The sequence below is a fragment of the Flavobacterium sp. LS1P28 genome (assembly GCF_003970335.1).
Taxonomy (GTDB): Bacteria; Bacteroidota; Bacteroidia; order Flavobacteriales; family Flavobacteriaceae; genus Flavobacterium.
The window spans coordinates 1-17,215 of the sequence record NZ_RYDI01000006.1; the positions used below are offsets into that span (position 1 = coordinate 1).

Sequence of the window (17,215 nt, forward strand, 5' to 3'; positions counted from 1 at the left end):
AATCAGATTACAATAATGTCAATGAACATAATACTAACCAGCTGGTTTTCAACTTATTTTAAGTGGACACTAGTGATAACTTTTAAAAAAAAAATATGAAAACTAGAAAATTTTTATCAATTGCATTAATGACATTAGTATTTGGAGCTACATCTTTCGCTCAAAAAAGTGTAATGGTTGGAGGAGCAGCGATGTATCCAACTAAAAATATTGTTGAAAATGCGGTAAACTCTAAAGACCATACTACTTTAGTTGCAGCTGTAACAGCAGCTGGTTTAGTTGAAACATTACAAAGTACAGGACCATTCACCGTTTTTGCCCCAACAAATGCTGCGTTTGATAATTTACCAGCAGGAACTGTAACTACATTGTTAAAACCAGAAAACTTAAAGATGTTACAAACAATACTTACGTACCATGTTGTAGCTGGAAAAATGAATGCTTCAGATATTGCTAAAGCAATTAAAATGGGAAAAGGAAAAGCAACCTTAAAAACAGTTAGTGGCGGAAACTTAACTGCTTGGATGAAAGGTAAAGATTTATATATCTCGGATGAAAATGGAGGAAAATCTAAAGTAACAATTGCTGATGTGAACCAATCTAATGGTGTGATTCACGTTATTGATGCAGTTGTATTACCTAAACAATAATTTTTGATTAGAGGTTGATATTTTGTTAGTCTTAAGAGCCCTGCAATTTGCAGGGCTTTTTTGTTATAAAAAAACCCCGATACTAAGTTTTTTAGCATCGGGATTATATTTTACTTAGATAAAATTGAACTTATCTCAAAGTGGCTCCGAGTTCAGTTATAAAATTATTTTGCAACTTGCTCATAATTTTGTCAATTTGCGCATCCGTCAGTGTTTTAGAACAGTCTTGAATAGCGAAACTTAAAGCGTATGATTTTTTCCCTTCAGGAAGATTTTGACCTTGATATACATCAAATAAATTAATGTCTTTTAAAAGTGTTTTTTCTGTCTGACGTGCAATGTTATAAATACTTTCATAAGTTATGTTTTGATCTATAAGCAAAGCCAAATCCCTGCGCACTTCCGGATATTTTGGAATCTCGGTATATTTTATCTTCGCAGAAATTAATTTTAAAATTAGAGCCCAATTAAAATCTGCAAAAAATACTTCTTGTTTGATTCCAAAATGCTTCAATATTGATTTTTTTACCACCCCAAATTCTACCAAAGTATCTTTGTGACATCCAATTGCAATTCCTTCAGAAAAAATATCAGATGTAACAGGTAAATTTTGTGTTTTTTGAATCCCTAATCTTGAAAGGATCCCATGGACATAGCCTTTGAACAAAAAGAAATCAGAGGGTTTTTGAGCGTTAGTCCAATTTTCTTGATTTCTGTTTCCGGAAAGAAATAAAGTCAAATGTTTTTTCTCTTCATAACCAGCAAGATAGTTGTGGTATGATTTTCCAAATTCAAATAATTTTAAATCGGAATTTTTACGATTAATATTATAGGAAACAGCCTCTAATCCGGAGAATAACAGGGATTGTCGCATTGTTGATAAATCAGCACTTAACGGATTCAGCATTGTTACGTTATGTTCTTCTTTAAGTATTTCACTCAGCGCTACATAAGAAGCGGTCGTCAGCGAATTAGCCATCATCTCATTAAATCCTTGAGAATTTAATTGTGTGGCAATCAGATTTTGTATCTTATAGTCTTCGTTTCTGGGAGAATTAGAAACAGTAGCATTCAATTTTTTTGAAAATTTAATGTTATTGTAACCGTAAACCCTTAATATTTCTTCAATTACATCAATTTCTCTTTGTACATCAACCCGGTAAGCCGGAATGGTTAAACCTAAACCTGCGTCAGAAACACTATTGATTTTAATTTCTAATGACGCTAATATTTGTTTGATCGTATCTTTTGGTAATTCCTGACCAATTATTTTAGCGACTTTACTAAAATTTAAAAACACTGAAAAGTCTTCCAATTTTTTTGGATACATATCCACAACATCAGATGTTATTTCGCCTCCTGCTACTTCTTGTATTAATAGAGCTGCTCTTTTTAGGGCGTATGCGGTAATGGTTGGGTCAATTCCTCTTTCAAATCGAAAGGAAGCATCCGTATTCAATTGATGTCTTTTCGCTGTTTTACGAATACTTACGGGATTAAAATAAGCACTTTCCAGAAAAATAGAATTGGTATGTTCACCTACTCCTGATTTTTTTCCGCCAAAAACACCGGCAATACATAAAGGTCCTTTTTCATCACAAATCATTAAATCTTCTTCGTGTAAGGTTCGTTCTACATCATCAAGAGTAATGAATTTAGTTCCGGCAGGAAGTGTTTGTACGAGTATCTTTCCATTAATTTTTGCAGCATCAAAGGCATGAAGTGGTTGACCCAGCTCATGTAAAACATAATTGGTTACATCTACAATATTATTTTTAGGATTGATTCCAATAGCTTTCAATCGGTTTTGCAACCAAGCTGGTGATGGTTTTACCTCTATACCAGAAATGGTTACACCACAATATCTAGGAGCCAGTTTAGACTCTTTGACATCAATATCAATTTTTAAGGTTCTTTTATCTACTCTAAAATTACTTACCGAAGGGGTGATCAGTTCTACATTGACACCGCTTTGCAGCATTCCTGCTCTCAAATCCCGAGCAGTTCCCAAATGGCTCATGGCATCAGCACGATTGGGTGTCAATCCAATTTCGAAAACTTCGTCATTTTCAATTTTAAAAACGGTGGATGCAGGAGTTCCTGCTGCTAAAGCATCGTCCAGTATCATAATTCCGTCATGGCTATCGCCTAGTCCTAGTTCATCTTCTGCACAAATCATTCCGTGACTTTCCTGTCCGCGAATTTTTCCTTTTTTTATTATAAAAGCAATTCCCGAGGCGTCATATAATGTGGTTCCAATAGTAGCAACCGGCACTTTTTGTCCTGCAGCAACATTAGTGGCACCACATACAATCTGTACAGGAACGCCATTTCCTAAATCGACTGTGGTAATTTTTAATCGGTCAGCATCCGGATGTTGGATGCACGTAAGCACGTGTCCCACAACAATGCCTTCTAATCCGCCTTTTACGGATTGGTATTTATCAACAATTTCTACTTCTAACCCTAAATCAGTTAGTAATGCTGCAGTTTCCTCGGATTTCCAGTCTATTTTAATAAATTGTTTTAACCAGTTGTAAGATATTTTCATCTTTTAATTTTAATGAGACTGCAAATATAAGGATTGCAGTTTGGAGTAAGAAACAATTTTTTTGGTTTTTTACAACTCATTTATATGGATTGACTACGTACCAAAAATACAGATAAAGGAATCTTAAATATAATTATATGTGAATTAAACAATAAAATTAGGTTAAAAAAACACATATTTAAATTTAATGCTATTACTTGACTGAATTGTGCTATTCTAAAGAGAAATAGGTAACTATTTTTGATAAAATATAAACAGATAACAATATGGATAACGTAGCACAAAGACCAGAATTTAAGGCAAAATATGATAATTATATTGGGGGAAAGTTTGTTGTACCAATTAAATACTCATGCATTCTTTGATTAATTTATTGATGGTAGCTGCCAGTTCTACATTGTTGTAGAAAAAATAATTTTGGTAGTTTAATTGCCAAAATTGGTCGTTTCCGTCTTTAGGATACCGTTCGTTCAAAAACTGTAAGGTATCTATAATCTTAGTTTGCTCTATGGCCAAAGCCAAACACTGTGTTGGATTTTTTCTTGTAGCCTCCGGGAAATCAATTTTCATTTCTACATTTGAGGGAATCACTACTGTTTCTCCTGGTAAGTACACAAAGCTCGGATCATCAAAAAGATGCATCACTTTTTTACCTCTGAGCATGCTAGTCACTACAAAATCATTAAATTTTAGAGGAACTAATGCCGATGATTCATAAGTTTCAAAAAGATTTAGTTCGCAATGGTTCAAAGAGTAAACCGTTCGGTTCTCCACTAATGTTTTTAACGATTTCTCGTTTGATAAATGCGGTGGGTTGATGAAGGTACGATTACTATTCATAAATTTAAACTTTAAAAAAGGAAAAGTCTAAATTTAAAGTAAATAACTTAAATTTTAGTGCTATTTATGGAATATTTAAATTAATTCTTCGACGTGTTTTTTTATGTTTTCCGCCATTTTTTTAGTGGGCAGATCATTGGCATCCATGCCAAAAGGATCTTCAATTTCTTCGGCAATCAGCTCTAAACTTGCTAAAACATAAAAGATAAATACCACAACCGGAATTACATAATATCCCAAACTGAACACGTATCCAAAAGGCAAAGTCAGTACATAAATAAAAATAAATTTTTTGATAAAAGCACTGTATGAATAGGGGATAGGAGTGTTTTTTATACGTTCACAAGCACCACAAATATCTGTAAACGAATGAACTTCAGTATTTAAAATCAAGAGTTGGTCGCCTGTTATTTTTTTAGAAACATACAAATCATTGATTTTTTGAAACATCATTTTTGCGACCTGATTGGGCTTGTGTTTGTGATGATCAATGTCTAAATCCAGATCGTCAAAAAGTTGCAGGCTGGTGTCACGGTCGTTTAAATGTTTATGTAAAATTGAGGCATACCCGGGAATTATTTTGCGAAAGAAATTACGATCTTTTTCGTCCTGCAACATTGCAGACAATTTAATAGATAAATTACGACTGTTATTTACCAATGATCCCCATAATTTTCTTCCTTCCCACCAGCGATCATAAGCTGTATTGGTTCGGTAGGCTAATAATAATGAAATTACAAAACCCAACATTCCGTGCATTATTGAAATGTTTTTTACGGGACTGTTATCCGGCAAATGCCAATATTCAATTTCCAAATACCCTATTATACCGGAATAAACACCAATAAGTAGCATCATTGGTATCAATTTCCGAAAAGTATCGGCTTTGCTTAAATGGAAAATAAAACTAATCCAATCTTTAGGGTTATACGAAGTCATTCAGATTTTTTATTTGCAAAAATAAACTAAAATGAACTTTCTGGTTCTAAATAAGGAATCAAAATTTTTGACTGTAAACTACCATTCGTTTTGCCTTTAAAATTCGAAAATTGAGCCATGGAAAAAAGAACAAAATTGTGAATTATTGTCAAATTAAAAAATAAGATTTCCCGCCAATTCTCGAAGTGCAATTTCAGATAATTTGCCTTGAAATTGGGCGTTACTATAGCGAACCTTTGCATTAACATAATTCAATTGTGCGGTTCTGAATTCTAGAGTGGTAATGGTTCCAATGCGAAATTTATCTAAAGTTATAGTCAAATTCTGTTGGGCTATTGCTTGATTTTTTTCTTCCAATGTTATCAATTCTAAATTGGTCAAATAGGTTTGATAGGAGGTTGCCAATTGAGCATTTAGTATCAAATTTTGTTGCTGAATTGATATTTTGGAATTTTCAATTTGAATTTTCGCTATTTTTTCATTTCTATTTTGAGAAAAGCCATCAAACAGGTTTAATGTTGCTGTAAAGCCATAATTAAAACCTCTGGATTGCGATTGTGTGACGAAACCAAGACTGGATTGACTTTCTGAAAAGTTATAGGCCGTATTAACTCTGATTGTAGGATAACGTCCTGCTTTGATTTGCTTCAATTGCAATTCAGCTACTCTTTTATTGATGACCTGAGCTTCTAATTGTGGATTTTGCTTTTCGGCCAGCACAGTAAGTTCCGGAAGAAATAACAGTCGGTCTACTGCAAGTACATCGATTACTTTAAAATTAATTTTAAGATCTCTGGCCATAATTTGATTCAGCAGGATTTTGCTGTTAGCATAGAGTTCTTTTTGTCTTAAAAGTGCGACTTGGTCAGTATTTAAATCTACCTGAGCATTCAAAACCTCTAATTTAGATGCTTTTCCGATTGTAAATCGGTTTTGTGCCAAAATTAGTCGCTGATTTGAAATAACAATTGTCGTATCCAGAGCGGCCAATTGTTGTTGTTGCTGCACTAAATCATAATAAGCAGCATTTACGTCACTAATTTTAGTAATTAAGGTCAGCTTTAATTGGGCTTCCCCAAGTTTTTGTAACTCTTTGAGCTGGTTCATTCGGGCAAACATTCGGAATCCGTCAAAAATGGTCCAGTTCAGACCTACACCATAACTCAAACTGTTATTTTTAGCATTGTCTAATTTCGTTTCTGCTCCGTCTTGCCTGGTTTGGGAACTATTTTGAACGCTGTTATTATCCACTACAGAAGCTGTTACGGTGGGTAGCATTCCTGCATTTCCAACCGCTACGTTTGTTTTTTCTATTTTTAAATTATTGGCTGCAATTTTTATTTCGTAATTGTTTTCCAATGCTATCTTTATGGCACTTTCCAATGTTAGCACTTCTTGTGCTTGGGTATTTAAAATACAAAAGAAAATTAAAATTAAACTGCGAAAGAGTATTTTAGTGTTTGTCATAATTGTTTTTTTTGTCACAGATAAATCCTTGTCATTTGTAGCTCCGTTCAAATTATCGAACTTCTTTTTCATATTCTTCAATATGATCAAATTCAGGATAATGTTTTCGAGCTTTAGACCACATTAAGTACATGGCAGGGATTACAAATAAAGTTAGAATTAAAGAGAAAATTGTTCCGCCAACAATGACAACTCCCATTCCAATTCTACTGGTAGATGCTTCTCCTAAAGATAAGGCAATAGGCAAAGCTCCCAATGAAATAGCTAAACTAGTCATTAAAATAGGACGAAGTCTGGATTCAGAAGCTTCTAAAATAGCCTCCAGTTTTGGTTTTCCTTCTTCTCTCAGTTTATTGGCAAACTCAACTATCAAAATCCCATTCTTCGTGACTAATCCAATAAGCATTACCGTTCCAATTTGGCTAAAAATATTCCACGTCTGATCAAACAACCAAAGGGAGAATAAAGCACCTGCAACAGCCATTGGAACTGTCAAAATAATAATTAAAGGATCGATAAAACTCTCAAATTGTGCTGCCAGAATCAAAAATATTAACAGTAAAGCCAATCCAAAAGCAAAAGAGGTATTAGAACTACTCTCTACATAATCCCTGGATTCGCCCCCTAAATCAGTGGTAAAAGTGTCGTCAAGTACTTTCGCTTTAATTTCATTCATAGCATCAATTCCATCACTGATACTTTTTCCCGGTGCTAATCCGGCAGTTACAGTGGCTGACATGTATCGGTTATTGTGGTACAATTGTGGCGGATTGCTCTGTTCTTGAATACTAACAACATTATCCATTTGGATTAATTCTCCACTACTATTTTTTACATACATAGAAGTTAAATCCAAAGGTTTGGATCGATCTTCTTGTTCAAATTGTCCAATGACCTGATATTGTTTTCCATTGCGCATAAAATAACCAAAACGCTGTCCGCTCAAAGAAAGTTGTAAGGTTTGTGCAATATCCATAACAGATATACCTAAACTTTTCGCTTTTTCCCGATCAATAGTAACATTGATTTCGGGTTTGTTAAATTTTAGGTTTACATCGGTAACCGAAAACGTAGGGTTTTTGGCAGCCTCATCCATAAATTCAGGAATCTTTTTTTCTAATTGTTTAAAATTAGGTGCCTGAATAATGTATTCAATCGGTAGACCTCCACGTCTGTTTACTGCAATAGTAGGTTCCTCAATAACTGAAGTCTTAATTTCGGGATATTTTTTTGTTAATCTGTTTAATTTTTCTGCAATTTCCTTTTGAGATTTTTCTCGTTCCCCTGTTTCTGAGAGTGCCATTCGAATCATTCCACTATTTACAGAGGAGGAACCCCAACCCGGTGATGTAATTACTAAAGCAACCTTTTTTTCCGGAATAGAATCATCTACTAATTGTGATAATTCTTGCATAAACCGGTCCGTGTATTCGTAGGACGAACCCTCAGGAGTTGTCATTCTCATAACAAGAGCACTACGGTCATCGTAAGGTGCAGTTTCTTTTTGCAATAAATTAAAAAATACATATATTAATCCAAAACAAGCTATAAGAATGGGAAAACTGATCCATTTTCGTTTCATAAAAGCACTTAATGCACTGGCATAACCACTATTCAATCTTTGGTAAAATGGTTCCGAATAAATATAGAATTTTGATTTTTTTTGTTCCCCGCCTTTCATCAAATAGGCATTTAACATCGGTGTTAATGTTAATGAGACAAAAGCCGAAATTAATACTGCGGCTCCTATGACAACGCCAAACTCCCGAAATAGCCGCCCAACAAATCCTTCCAGAAAAATTACCGGTAAAAATACGGCTGCTAAAGTAATTGAAATCGAGATTACAGCAAAAAAGATCTCATTAGAGCCTTTTATAGCTGCCTCAATTGGAGACATCCCTTCTTCGACCTTCTTAAAAATATTTTCCGTGACAACAATTCCATCATCAACGACCAGGCCTGTAGCAAGAACAATAGCTAATAAAGTCAGTACATTTATCGAGAAACCAAAAAGATACATGATGAAGAACGTTGCAATTAGCGAAACCGGTATGTCAATTAAGGGTCTAATGGCAATAGCCCAATCTCTAAAGAATAAATAAATGATCAGAATTACCAGAATGATAGAAATTAATAAGGTTTCAGCCACTTCAATAACGGATTTTTTTACAAAAATAGTGCTGTCAATAACAATGTTTAATTTAATATCTTTGGGTAAATCCTTTTTTAATTTATCATATTCTTTGTAGAATTCTTTAGAAATATCTAAATAATTTGCACCAGGAAGCGGAACTATAGCTATACCCACTAACGGTAAACCGGATTGCGTCATTTTTGTTTCCAGATTTTCAGGTCCTAAAACCGCTGTACCTATATCACTAAAAAGAACCGTTTTTGCTCCTTCGGAACGAATGATAATATTATTGAACTCTTCGGCTGTAGATAAATTTCCAACTGTTTTTACTGTTAATTCCGTATTATTGCCCGTTATTTTTCCAGAAGGGAGTTCTACATTTTGTTGATTTAAGGCATCTCTAACTTCGGCTACGGAACATCCGTAAGCGGCTAATTTGACAGGATCAATCCATAAACGCATGGCAAATCTCTGTTGTCCCCAAATTTGAACTCCACTGACTCCAGGGATTGTTTCTAATCTTTGGGCAATAACATTTTCAGCATAATCACTTAATTCTAGGGAATTTCTGGAATCACTTTGAACTGTCATCGAAATAATGGCACGACTATCGGCATCTGCTTTAGAGACAACAGGAGGGGAATCAATGTCTTCTGGCAAATTTCGTACTGCCTGAGATACTTTATCCCGAACATCATTGGCGGCAGCTTCAAGATCCTTACCTAAATTAAATTCAATGGTTATGCTGCTGTTTCCTTGGGTACTCGACGAAGTAATATTTCGAATTCCTTCAATAGAATTGATTGCTTTTTCTATAGGCTCGGTAATTTGTGACTCAATAATATCCGCATTTGCTCCGGCATAATTGGTTCGAATCGAAATTTGCGCAGGATCAATAGAAGGAAATTCCCGGACTCCCAAAAAACTATATCCAATTATTCCAAATAACACAATGGAAAGGTTCATTACTATAGTTAATACAGGTCTTTTGATACTTAAAGTTGATAAACTCATTGTTTTAATTTAGTTTTTAATCCCAATAAACAAAGGGATTTAATTTTAAGGGTATTGACCTTAAATATTATTTTTAGCGACAGTTACTTTTACAGGAACATCATTTTTTAAGGACATAATACCACTGGTCAATAAAGTATCACCCGCCTTAAGTCCTGAAAGTACTAAGATGGAAGCATCCGTTCTGGTGGCGGTTTCGACCATCACTTGCTTTGCTTTTCCTCCACTGGAAATAAAAACTTTTTTACCGTTTTGAACCGGAATGATCGCTTCTGTTGGTACTAAGATCGCATCTTTGATAATATCCAAAGGCATTTCTACATCGGCAAAAAGTCCCGGTAATAAGTTACCGTCTTTGTTTTCTGCTAATGCTCGTACTTGTATGGTTCTGGTAGCTACAGACACTCTTGGCTCAATAGCATAAATCATAGCGCTATATTTTTTATTAGATCCGGCTACTGTAAAGTGTAAAGAGGTGTTTTTCTTAATTTGTGTAGCATATTTTTCAGGAATCGAAAAAGTTATTTTTAGCTTGCTGGTGTTCACAAGATTTGCAATCAACATGGAAGGTGTAATATAAATTCCCGGAGAAATAGAACGCAAACCAATTTTTCCTGAGAAGGGCGCTCGTACAGATGTTTTGGCAATTTGAACTTGAATCAACTGGGTTTGGGCTTCTGCTGATTTTAGATCCGCTCGGGCTAAATCATATTCTTCCTGGCTAATGGCTTCTTTTTGAAGTAATAATTGTGCTCTTCTTGCATTTTCTGAAGCTAATCCTTCTCGAGTAGATGCTTGTCTCAATTGGGCTCTTAACTCTAAATCATTCACTTTAAAAAGTACTTGACCTTTGCTAACGCTACTTCCTTCCTCAAAATAAATTCGTTCAACAATTCCTGAAACTTCACTCCGGATTTCAACCTGTTCATTGGCTTCAATAGAACCAGATAACGATAAATTATTATCAAACGTTTGTGGCTCTACAATAATTCCACTGACATTCATTGATTTGATGTTTCCTGATTGATCTTTTGAATCGCCACTTTTACTTTTGTTTTCTTTTATTCGGTAACCAATAAATCCAATGATTCCAATTGTTAGCAAGGCATAAACTAGGTATTTAATTTTCATAGTTATTAAGTAAGATTAGGTCTCAGTTTTTTTAGTTAAAGACAAATTTAGGTTTTAGAAATGAATTAATTGAGGTGTTAATTTTTATTTAACGTTTGTACATACAAATGTCTTGTCCGTAAAAAATACGTTTCTGAATTCTAAATATTTTAGAAATATAGCATTAAAAAAAATGTTTTCGGAAACTCATTAGATTGTAGGACTACAAAAAACGGAAATGGTTTAATTGATAATAGAAAAAATAGTATTTAACGAAACTAAATTAAAAAGTACATACGATCAAAAATTACGTTAGCAAGATAAAATATCAACTTCTCGCCGTTTTAGTTTTAATCAAAAACAAAAGTTGAACATTATTCTCAAAATAAGAATTTAGGTTAGCTAATATAATTCCAGATGTTTTTCTTTTTTGTCATTTCTAAGAAAACAACTCTCAAAGCGGTATGCTCCGGTTTTTGCATCCCTGCATCTTCTTTCAGAAGTTTTAAAGCATAATTTCTGGCTAAAGCCAAAGTATCTCTGTCTCGAACTAAATCGGCAATTTGAAGATTCAGTACGCCGCTTTGTTGTGTTCCCATCAAATCACCCGGACCACGAAGCTTCAAGTCGACTTCCGCAATTTCGAAACCATCGTTTGTTTGCACCATCGTTTCCATTCGGGTTTTACTGTCAGAACTCAATTTGTGACTTGTCATCAGGATGCAATAACTTTGCTCCGCACCACGACCCACGCGACCTCGAAGCTGATGGAGTTGCGACAATCCAAAACGTTCCGCACTTTCAATAATCATCACGCTGGCATTAGGAACATTCACGCCAACTTCAATTACAGTTGTAGCAACCATAATATTGGTTTTCCCTTCTGAAAAGCGTTTCATTTCTGCATCCTTTTCCGCTGGTTTCATCTTTCCGTGCAAAATTGAAATCGAATACTGTGGCAATGGGAAATCTCTGGAAACACTTTCGTAACCGTCCATTAAATCCTTGAAATCCATTTTCTCCGATTCCTGGATGAGCGGATACACAATATAGATTTGGCGACCCAAAGCGATTTCGTCCCGAAGGAATTTCCAAACCTTCAAACGGTTGCTGTCAAAACGATGTACGGTCTGAATCGGTTTTCGTCCCGGAGGCAGTTCATCAATTACTGAAATGTCTAAATCGCCATACAAACTCATTGCCAAAGTGCGGGGAATAGGCGTGGCGGTCATTACCAGAACGTGTGGCGGAATCACATTTTTCTTCCATAATTTAGAGCGTTGCTCTACGCCAAAACGATGTTGCTCATCAATTACAGCCAGTCCTAAATTCTTGAATTTTACTTTATCTTCTAGTAAAGCATGCGTTCCGATGAGGATATGTAACGTACCGTTTTCCAGTTCTTCATGGATAATTCGGCGTTGTGCTATTTTGGTAGAACCTGTTAGGATTCGGATATTTATATTTAAAGTTTCGGCCAATTCGGATAAACCGATAAAATGCTGATTGGCGAGGATTTCTGTTGGTGCCATCAAGCAGGCTTGGAAGCCATTATCAAGCGCCAAAAGCATGCTCATAAAAGCCACAATTGTTTTTCCGGAACCTACATCGCCTTGCAGCAATCGGTTCATTTGGGCGTTGCTTCCCATATCGGTTCGGATTTCTTTTATCACTCTTTTTTGAGCATTTGTCAGTTGAAAAGGCAAATGATGCTGATAAAAATCATTAAAGTTTTCGCCTACAGTTGTAAACGGATGTCCTTTTATTTTATGTTTTCGGATGAGATTCTTCGTGATTAATTGCAACTGAATAAAGAACAATTCTTCGAATATTAATCGGAATTTCGCTTTAGCTAAAACATCAGCACTTTTTGGAAAATGAATGTTGAATAAAGCCGCTTTTTTAGGAATCAGCTTCAATTCGTTAATCAAATAATCCGGTAAAGTTTCCGTGAATAACGCTTGTGTTTCCAGAAACAATTGCTGCATCAGTTTATTAATCACCCGGTTTGAAATTCCGCGATTAGTCAAAGTTTCTGTCGAAGGATACACGGGTTGCATCGCTGAACGCAGACTTTGTTCATGCTCTGTCATCAATTCAATTTCGGGATGCGCCATGTTGAACGCATTTCCAAAAGAGGTGCATTTCCCAAAAACAACACACATTTCATTGAGCTTTAAACTTTCCCGAATCCATTTGTGACCTTGAAACCAAACAAGTTCCATTTGTCCTGTATCATCTACAAAAGTCGCTACCAATCGTTTTTGGTTTTTGCCAAATTCTACAGTTTTGATGTTGATGATTTTACCGATAATCTGAACTTCGGCACTATTATTTTGCAGTTCGTTAATCTTGTAATATCGCGTTCTGTCTATGTATCTATTTGGAAAAAAATTAACCAAATCCACGTACTTATAAATTCCCAATTCCTTACGAAGCAATTCGCCCCGATTGGGACCAACGCCTTTCAAGTATTCGATGGGAGTGAGTAGGAGGTTTTGTTGCATAGTGCGAAGATAGTTTTTTGTTTGGAAATTTGGAAAGTGTAATTGATTCTAAAATGCTTTATTAAAAATGTAAAGTTAAAACTTAACTTAATTGTGAAATTAACACCAAACGCAATACCTTCGTAAAAAAAAGTAATAAATGACAACTCATCTCGCATTACTCCGTGGCATAAATGTTTCCGGTCACAGTATGATAAAAATGGAGGCGCTAAAAACAACTTTGGAAGCCATTGGTTTTCAAAATGTACAAACGTATATTCAATCGGGCAATGTTTTTGTAGATACAGAAGAAGAAAGTTCAGCTGCTGTTGGATTCAAAATAAAACAGGAAATTTTCAAGGCTTTTGGTCATGAAGTGCCGGTTGTAGTCATTAGCTCTGCAGATTTAGAAGCATGTTTCAAGAACAATCCTTTCTTGAAGGAAAAAGATATTGATACTAAGAAGTTATATGTGGCTTTTATTTCGACTACGTTACAAAGTAGCAGTATGAATGATTTGAGAATAAGTCAGTTCAAACCGGATGAAGCCAGTATTGACGGCAGCAGAATTTTTATTAAATACGCTGTTGGCGCCGGAAAAACCCGATTCGATCAAAAATACATCGAGAAGAAGCTAAATGTTATTGCAACAATCCGCAATTGGAATACTGTGACGCAATTACTGAAACTTTACGAGGAAAGATAATAAGACTTTAAAATCTAGTATAACCGCTAATTCGCTAATTTTCAAATGTTATCATCCATTTGAAATTTGCGAATTAGCGGTATTTTTTTAGAGTCAAAACAAGGATGTTTCAGAATCTATTTTTAACTTTAGAAATAAAATATTTATAATTTGACGCAATCTTTTACAGGTAGAATCATTTTAAAAATATCTGTGTAAGCGAAGTCAAATACAATTTTAGTTAAAAAAGTAATTTATAAGTTCTTATTGAACATTTTTATAAGGTTTAGTTTTGGTTAATTTAGGATTATGAAGCATTTTTGCGAAAGAGATCTCAGGAGTTGAAAAATTTTTGGTACTTTTTTTAAAACCTTAATTATAAAAATGAAGCCTATCCGAAAGTACTGAATTTATTAACCATTAAATAGATTATTTTTCAACCAGATCACAATACCAAAAACCAAAATCAAATGCATCAGAAGCGCTCGTGTCACAAGCAGTATCAGATGAATCTTCCTTTTCTGGTTTTTCGTATTTTCTATAAACAACTTCGCCAATTTCGAAATTGATAGGTTTCGAGAAAATGGGACCGTCAAAAGTGAAGGTGTGAAATTCTCCGTTTTCTCCGCAAACATCTACATTTTCAGGTAATTCATTGATGAAATTTTGATCAATCACGCGACCAACGAAGCTTTTATCTAAAAAGCGTTCATTGACGCAAACCACAATTGTTTTAAAACCTAAATTGATAAATTCTTGAATTAAATCATGTGTTGGGATTTTCCAAAGCGGAAAAATACCTTCAAAACCTATTTCGGCTAGTTTGTCTTCTCTGTATTTACGTAAATCTTCTAGGAAAATATCTCCGAAAATAGAATGGGTTACACCTTGGTTTTTAAGTTTTGCCAATGTTTCGCGCATTACCTTTTCGTAGACTTCCATCGTGGGCATTTCGGGAATTAGCATAATTTCAAGCGGTAATCCAATACTTTCGGCTTGTTGCTGCAATAATCCAACTCTTACACCGTGCATTGAAATACGCTGATATTGTTGGTTTACACTTGTGAGTAAACAAGCAATTTCAATTTCGGGATTTTGTAATGTTTTGTACAAGGCGAGAGCCGAATCTTTACCGCTGCTCCAGTTAAATAGTGCTATCTTTTTCAATGTATTTTCATGTTTTTTCTGGAGTCAAACTTACAAAATTTGGCGGTTTAGTTTGCAAAACCTTTGTAACTTTGAAAATTACAGTATTAAATGTATCATAATGAAATACCTATTCTTTTTTATTTCCACGTTCACATTCGCCCAACAAACCCAATTTGTTGATTTTAAATCAGTTTTAGGGAAAATTGTAATAAATCCAATTGAAAGAACTGTTTCTGGTGATGTTAATTATGATTTTAATGTTTTGAAATCTATAGATACCATTAAAATTGATGCCCAAAACATAGAATTTTCAGATGTAAAACTGAACGGAAAACCGATTAATTTTCGCAATACTGAGACACAATTACAAATTATATTTCCGTTCACAAATGGAAAAAACAACCTGACTTTTCAGTATTTTGCAAAGCCAAAACAAACGATGTATTTCGTGGGTTCAGAAGCAAATGATAATTTACAAATTTGGACGCAAGGACAAGGAAAATATACCAGTCATTGGTTTCCGAGTTTTGATGATGTGAATGAAAAAGTGGTTTTCAATTTGAATATTATATTCAAAAAAGAGTATCAGGTAATTTCAAATGGAACTTTGAGATTTAAATCTGGATTTGATGGACTTTCGGTTTGGCAATACCAAATGCAAAAACCAATGAGTTCGTATTTATTGATGCTTACCATCGGTAAATTTGAAAAAAAAATCGAGAAATCAAATTCTGGAATTCCTTTAGAAATGTATTTGGGACTAAAAGACGTTTCCAAATTTGAACCAACCTATCGCAACTCTAAAAAAATGTTTGATTTCTTAGAAAAAGAAATAGGAGTGAAGTATCCTTGGGAAATTTACAAACAAGCACCTGTTCGAGATTTCTTGTATGCCGGAATGGAAAATACATCAGCAACGCTTTTCAACATGCGTTATGTGGTGGATTCTACAGGTTTTGAAGACAGAAGTTACACGAATGTCAATGCGCATGAATTAGCGCATCAGTGGTTTGGGAATTTAGTCACTGCCGAAAGCAGCAAGCATCATTGGTTACAAGAAGGTTTTGCAACGTATTATGCACTTTTAGCCGAAAAAGAAATTTTTGGTGAGGATTATTTTTATTCCAAATTATATGAGTCGGCATCACAATTAAAATACGCTTCCAGAACGGATAGCATTCCGGTTTTGAATGCCAAAGCCAGTTCATTGACTTTTTATCAAAAAGGAGCTTGGGCACTTTTTGTTTTACACAAAGAAATAGGGGATAAGGCGTTTAAAAAAGCGGTAAAAAGTTATTTAGAAAAAAATGCATTTCAAAATGTGAATACAACAGATTTTTTTGCTGAAATCAAAAAAGTATCTAGTTATGATTTAGATAATTTTAGTGAAGTATGGCTTGAAACTACTATTTTCAATACACAACAAGCCAATAGTTTATTGCTTAAAAACAAATCAATTCAGGCGTTGTTTGAAGTCGATAAATTAAAAAACAAACCGTTGTCAGAGAAAAAGGATTTTCTTGAAAAAACAATGCAATCTGACGTCTGTTTTTTGGTAAAAGAAGTTATTTTAAATCAATTAAAAAATGAAAAATGGGAAGATAAAAAAGAACTTCTGGCATTGGCTTTAACAACTGAAAATCTCCAAGTGCGTCAGGCAGTAGCTAGTACTTTGACTAAAATACCCGAAGATTTCCGTTTGCAATATGAGACTTTACTCGATGATCATTCCTATCAAACCCAAGAAATAGCGTTGTATCATTTATGGAATAATTTCCCCGAATATCGCTCTCTTTATTTGGATAAATCCAAAGACTGGATTGGTTTTAATGATTATAATCTTAAAACCTTGTGGCTTAGCTTAGCCTTGTCAAGTCCAGATTATGCATCAGACAAAACGGATTTAATCACGGAATTGGTGAATTATTCTTCTTCAATTTATGAAGCGACAACACGCCAAAATGCTTTGGAAAATCTTCTTACTTTTGGAATAATAAACGACACGGTTTTGAAAAACTTGATCAATGCATCAACACATCAAATGTGGCAGTTTTCAAAATTTGCGAGAGACAACATTAGAACCTTGCTAAAAAACAAAGAAATGCAGCTTTCATTCGAAAGGATTTTACCAAATTTGATTGAAAAGGAGCAATTTCAATTGAAAAGATTGATTTTTTAATTACTTTAACG

11 protein-coding genes are annotated in these 17,215 nt (G+C 34.5%); 3 read left to right on the forward strand and 8 right to left on the reverse strand.

Going from position 1 to position 17,215, the window contains the following annotated elements:
* The first annotated feature begins 95 nt into the window (after positions 1–95).
* Entirely contained in the window at positions 96–650 is a 555-nt protein-coding gene (locus EKL97_RS06585) for a fasciclin domain-containing protein (RefSeq protein ID WP_126459586.1), read from the forward strand.
* Between the two features lie 130 nt (positions 651–780).
* On the opposite strand, the gene pheT is transcribed toward EKL97_RS06585, so the two are convergent.
* The 7 genes from pheT to recG all read right to left on the reverse strand — a co-directional run bounded on the left by pheT (position 781) and on the right by recG (position 13,212).
* Positions 781–3,201: a phenylalanine--tRNA ligase subunit beta gene (pheT, locus tag EKL97_RS06590; RefSeq protein ID WP_126568495.1), complete on the reverse strand. Its 2,421-nt coding sequence runs from the start codon at positions 3,199–3,201 to the stop codon at positions 781–783.
* A gap of 342 nt (positions 3,202–3,543) precedes the next feature.
* Positions 3,544–4,041, reverse strand: coding sequence for an AraC family transcriptional regulator (locus tag EKL97_RS06595; protein WP_233584077.1), 498 nt, complete (start codon positions 4,039–4,041; stop codon positions 3,544–3,546).
* 75 nt (positions 4,042–4,116) lie between these two features.
* Positions 4,117–4,980 carry a bestrophin family protein gene (locus EKL97_RS06600; RefSeq protein WP_126568496.1) on the reverse strand — a complete coding sequence of 288 codons (864 nt, stop codon included), beginning with the start codon at positions 4,978–4,980 and terminating at the stop codon, positions 4,117–4,119.
* A gap of 153 nt (positions 4,981–5,133) precedes the next feature.
* Complete coding sequence (locus EKL97_RS06605; RefSeq protein WP_126561609.1) at positions 5,134–6,447, reverse strand: TolC family protein; 1,314 nt, start codon at positions 6,445–6,447, stop codon at positions 5,134–5,136.
* A gap of 52 nt (positions 6,448–6,499) precedes the next feature.
* A complete protein-coding gene (locus EKL97_RS06610) occupies positions 6,500–9,595 on the reverse strand; it encodes an efflux RND transporter permease subunit (protein ID WP_126568497.1) in 3,096 nt (1,031 codons plus the stop codon).
* 60 nt (positions 9,596–9,655) lie between these two features.
* On the reverse strand, positions 9,656–10,726 hold the full coding sequence (locus EKL97_RS06615; RefSeq protein ID WP_126451460.1) for an efflux RND transporter periplasmic adaptor subunit: 1,071 nt from the start codon (positions 10,724–10,726) through the stop codon (positions 9,656–9,658).
* A 377-nt stretch (positions 10,727–11,103) separates the two neighbouring features.
* Positions 11,104–13,212 (reverse strand): ATP-dependent DNA helicase RecG, encoded by a 2,109-nt coding sequence (recG, locus tag EKL97_RS06620; protein ID WP_126568498.1) that lies wholly within the window; start codon positions 13,210–13,212, stop codon positions 11,104–11,106.
* 139 nt (positions 13,213–13,351) lie between these two features.
* Between recG and EKL97_RS06625 the strand changes: the two genes are divergently transcribed.
* The gene (locus tag EKL97_RS06625; RefSeq protein ID WP_126459600.1) at positions 13,352–13,897 is read left to right on the forward strand and encodes a DUF1697 domain-containing protein; all 546 of its coding nucleotides are present in this window, start codon (positions 13,352–13,354) and stop codon (positions 13,895–13,897) included.
* A gap of 408 nt (positions 13,898–14,305) precedes the next feature.
* Here the strand turns inward: EKL97_RS06625 and EKL97_RS06630 are convergent, their stop codons facing one another.
* On the reverse strand, positions 14,306–15,043 hold the full coding sequence (locus tag EKL97_RS06630; RefSeq protein ID WP_126568499.1) for a diphthine--ammonia ligase: 738 nt from the start codon (positions 15,041–15,043) through the stop codon (positions 14,306–14,308).
* Positions 15,044–15,143: 100 nt separating this feature from the next.
* On the opposite strand from EKL97_RS06630, the gene EKL97_RS06635 reads away from it, so the two are divergent.
* The gene (locus EKL97_RS06635; RefSeq protein ID WP_126568500.1) at positions 15,144–17,204 is read left to right on the forward strand and encodes a M1 family metallopeptidase; all 2,061 of its coding nucleotides are present in this window, start codon (positions 15,144–15,146) and stop codon (positions 17,202–17,204) included.
* Positions 17,205–17,215 lie beyond the last annotated feature (11 nt).

Excerpts from the sequence above, each read along its gene's own strand:
- EKL97_RS06585 (WP_126459586.1), top strand. The coding sequence starts at position 96 with ATGAAAACTAGAAAATTTTTATCAATTGCATTAATGACATTAGTATTT.
- EKL97_RS06635 (WP_126568500.1), top strand. The coding sequence starts at position 15,144 with ATGAAATACCTATTCTTTTTTATTTCCACGTTCACATTCGCCCAACAA.
- EKL97_RS06615 (WP_126451460.1), bottom strand. The coding sequence starts at position 10,726 with ATGAAAATTAAATACCTAGTTTATGCCTTGCTAACAATTGGAATCATT.
- EKL97_RS06610 (WP_126568497.1), bottom strand. The coding sequence starts at position 9,595 with ATGAGTTTATCAACTTTAAGTATCAAAAGACCTGTATTAACTATAGTA.
- EKL97_RS06595 (WP_233584077.1), bottom strand. The coding sequence starts at position 4,041 with ATGAATAGTAATCGTACCTTCATCAACCCACCGCATTTATCAAACGAG.
- pheT (WP_126568495.1), bottom strand. The coding sequence starts at position 3,201 with ATGAAAATATCTTACAACTGGTTAAAACAATTTATTAAAATAGACTGG.
- EKL97_RS06605 (WP_126561609.1), bottom strand. The coding sequence starts at position 6,447 with ATGACAAACACTAAAATACTCTTTCGCAGTTTAATTTTAATTTTCTTT.
- EKL97_RS06600 (WP_126568496.1), bottom strand. The coding sequence starts at position 4,980 with ATGACTTCGTATAACCCTAAAGATTGGATTAGTTTTATTTTCCATTTA.
- recG (WP_126568498.1), bottom strand. The coding sequence starts at position 13,212 with ATGCAACAAAACCTCCTACTCACTCCCATCGAATACTTGAAAGGCGTT.
- EKL97_RS06625 (WP_126459600.1), top strand. The coding sequence starts at position 13,352 with ATGACAACTCATCTCGCATTACTCCGTGGCATAAATGTTTCCGGTCAC.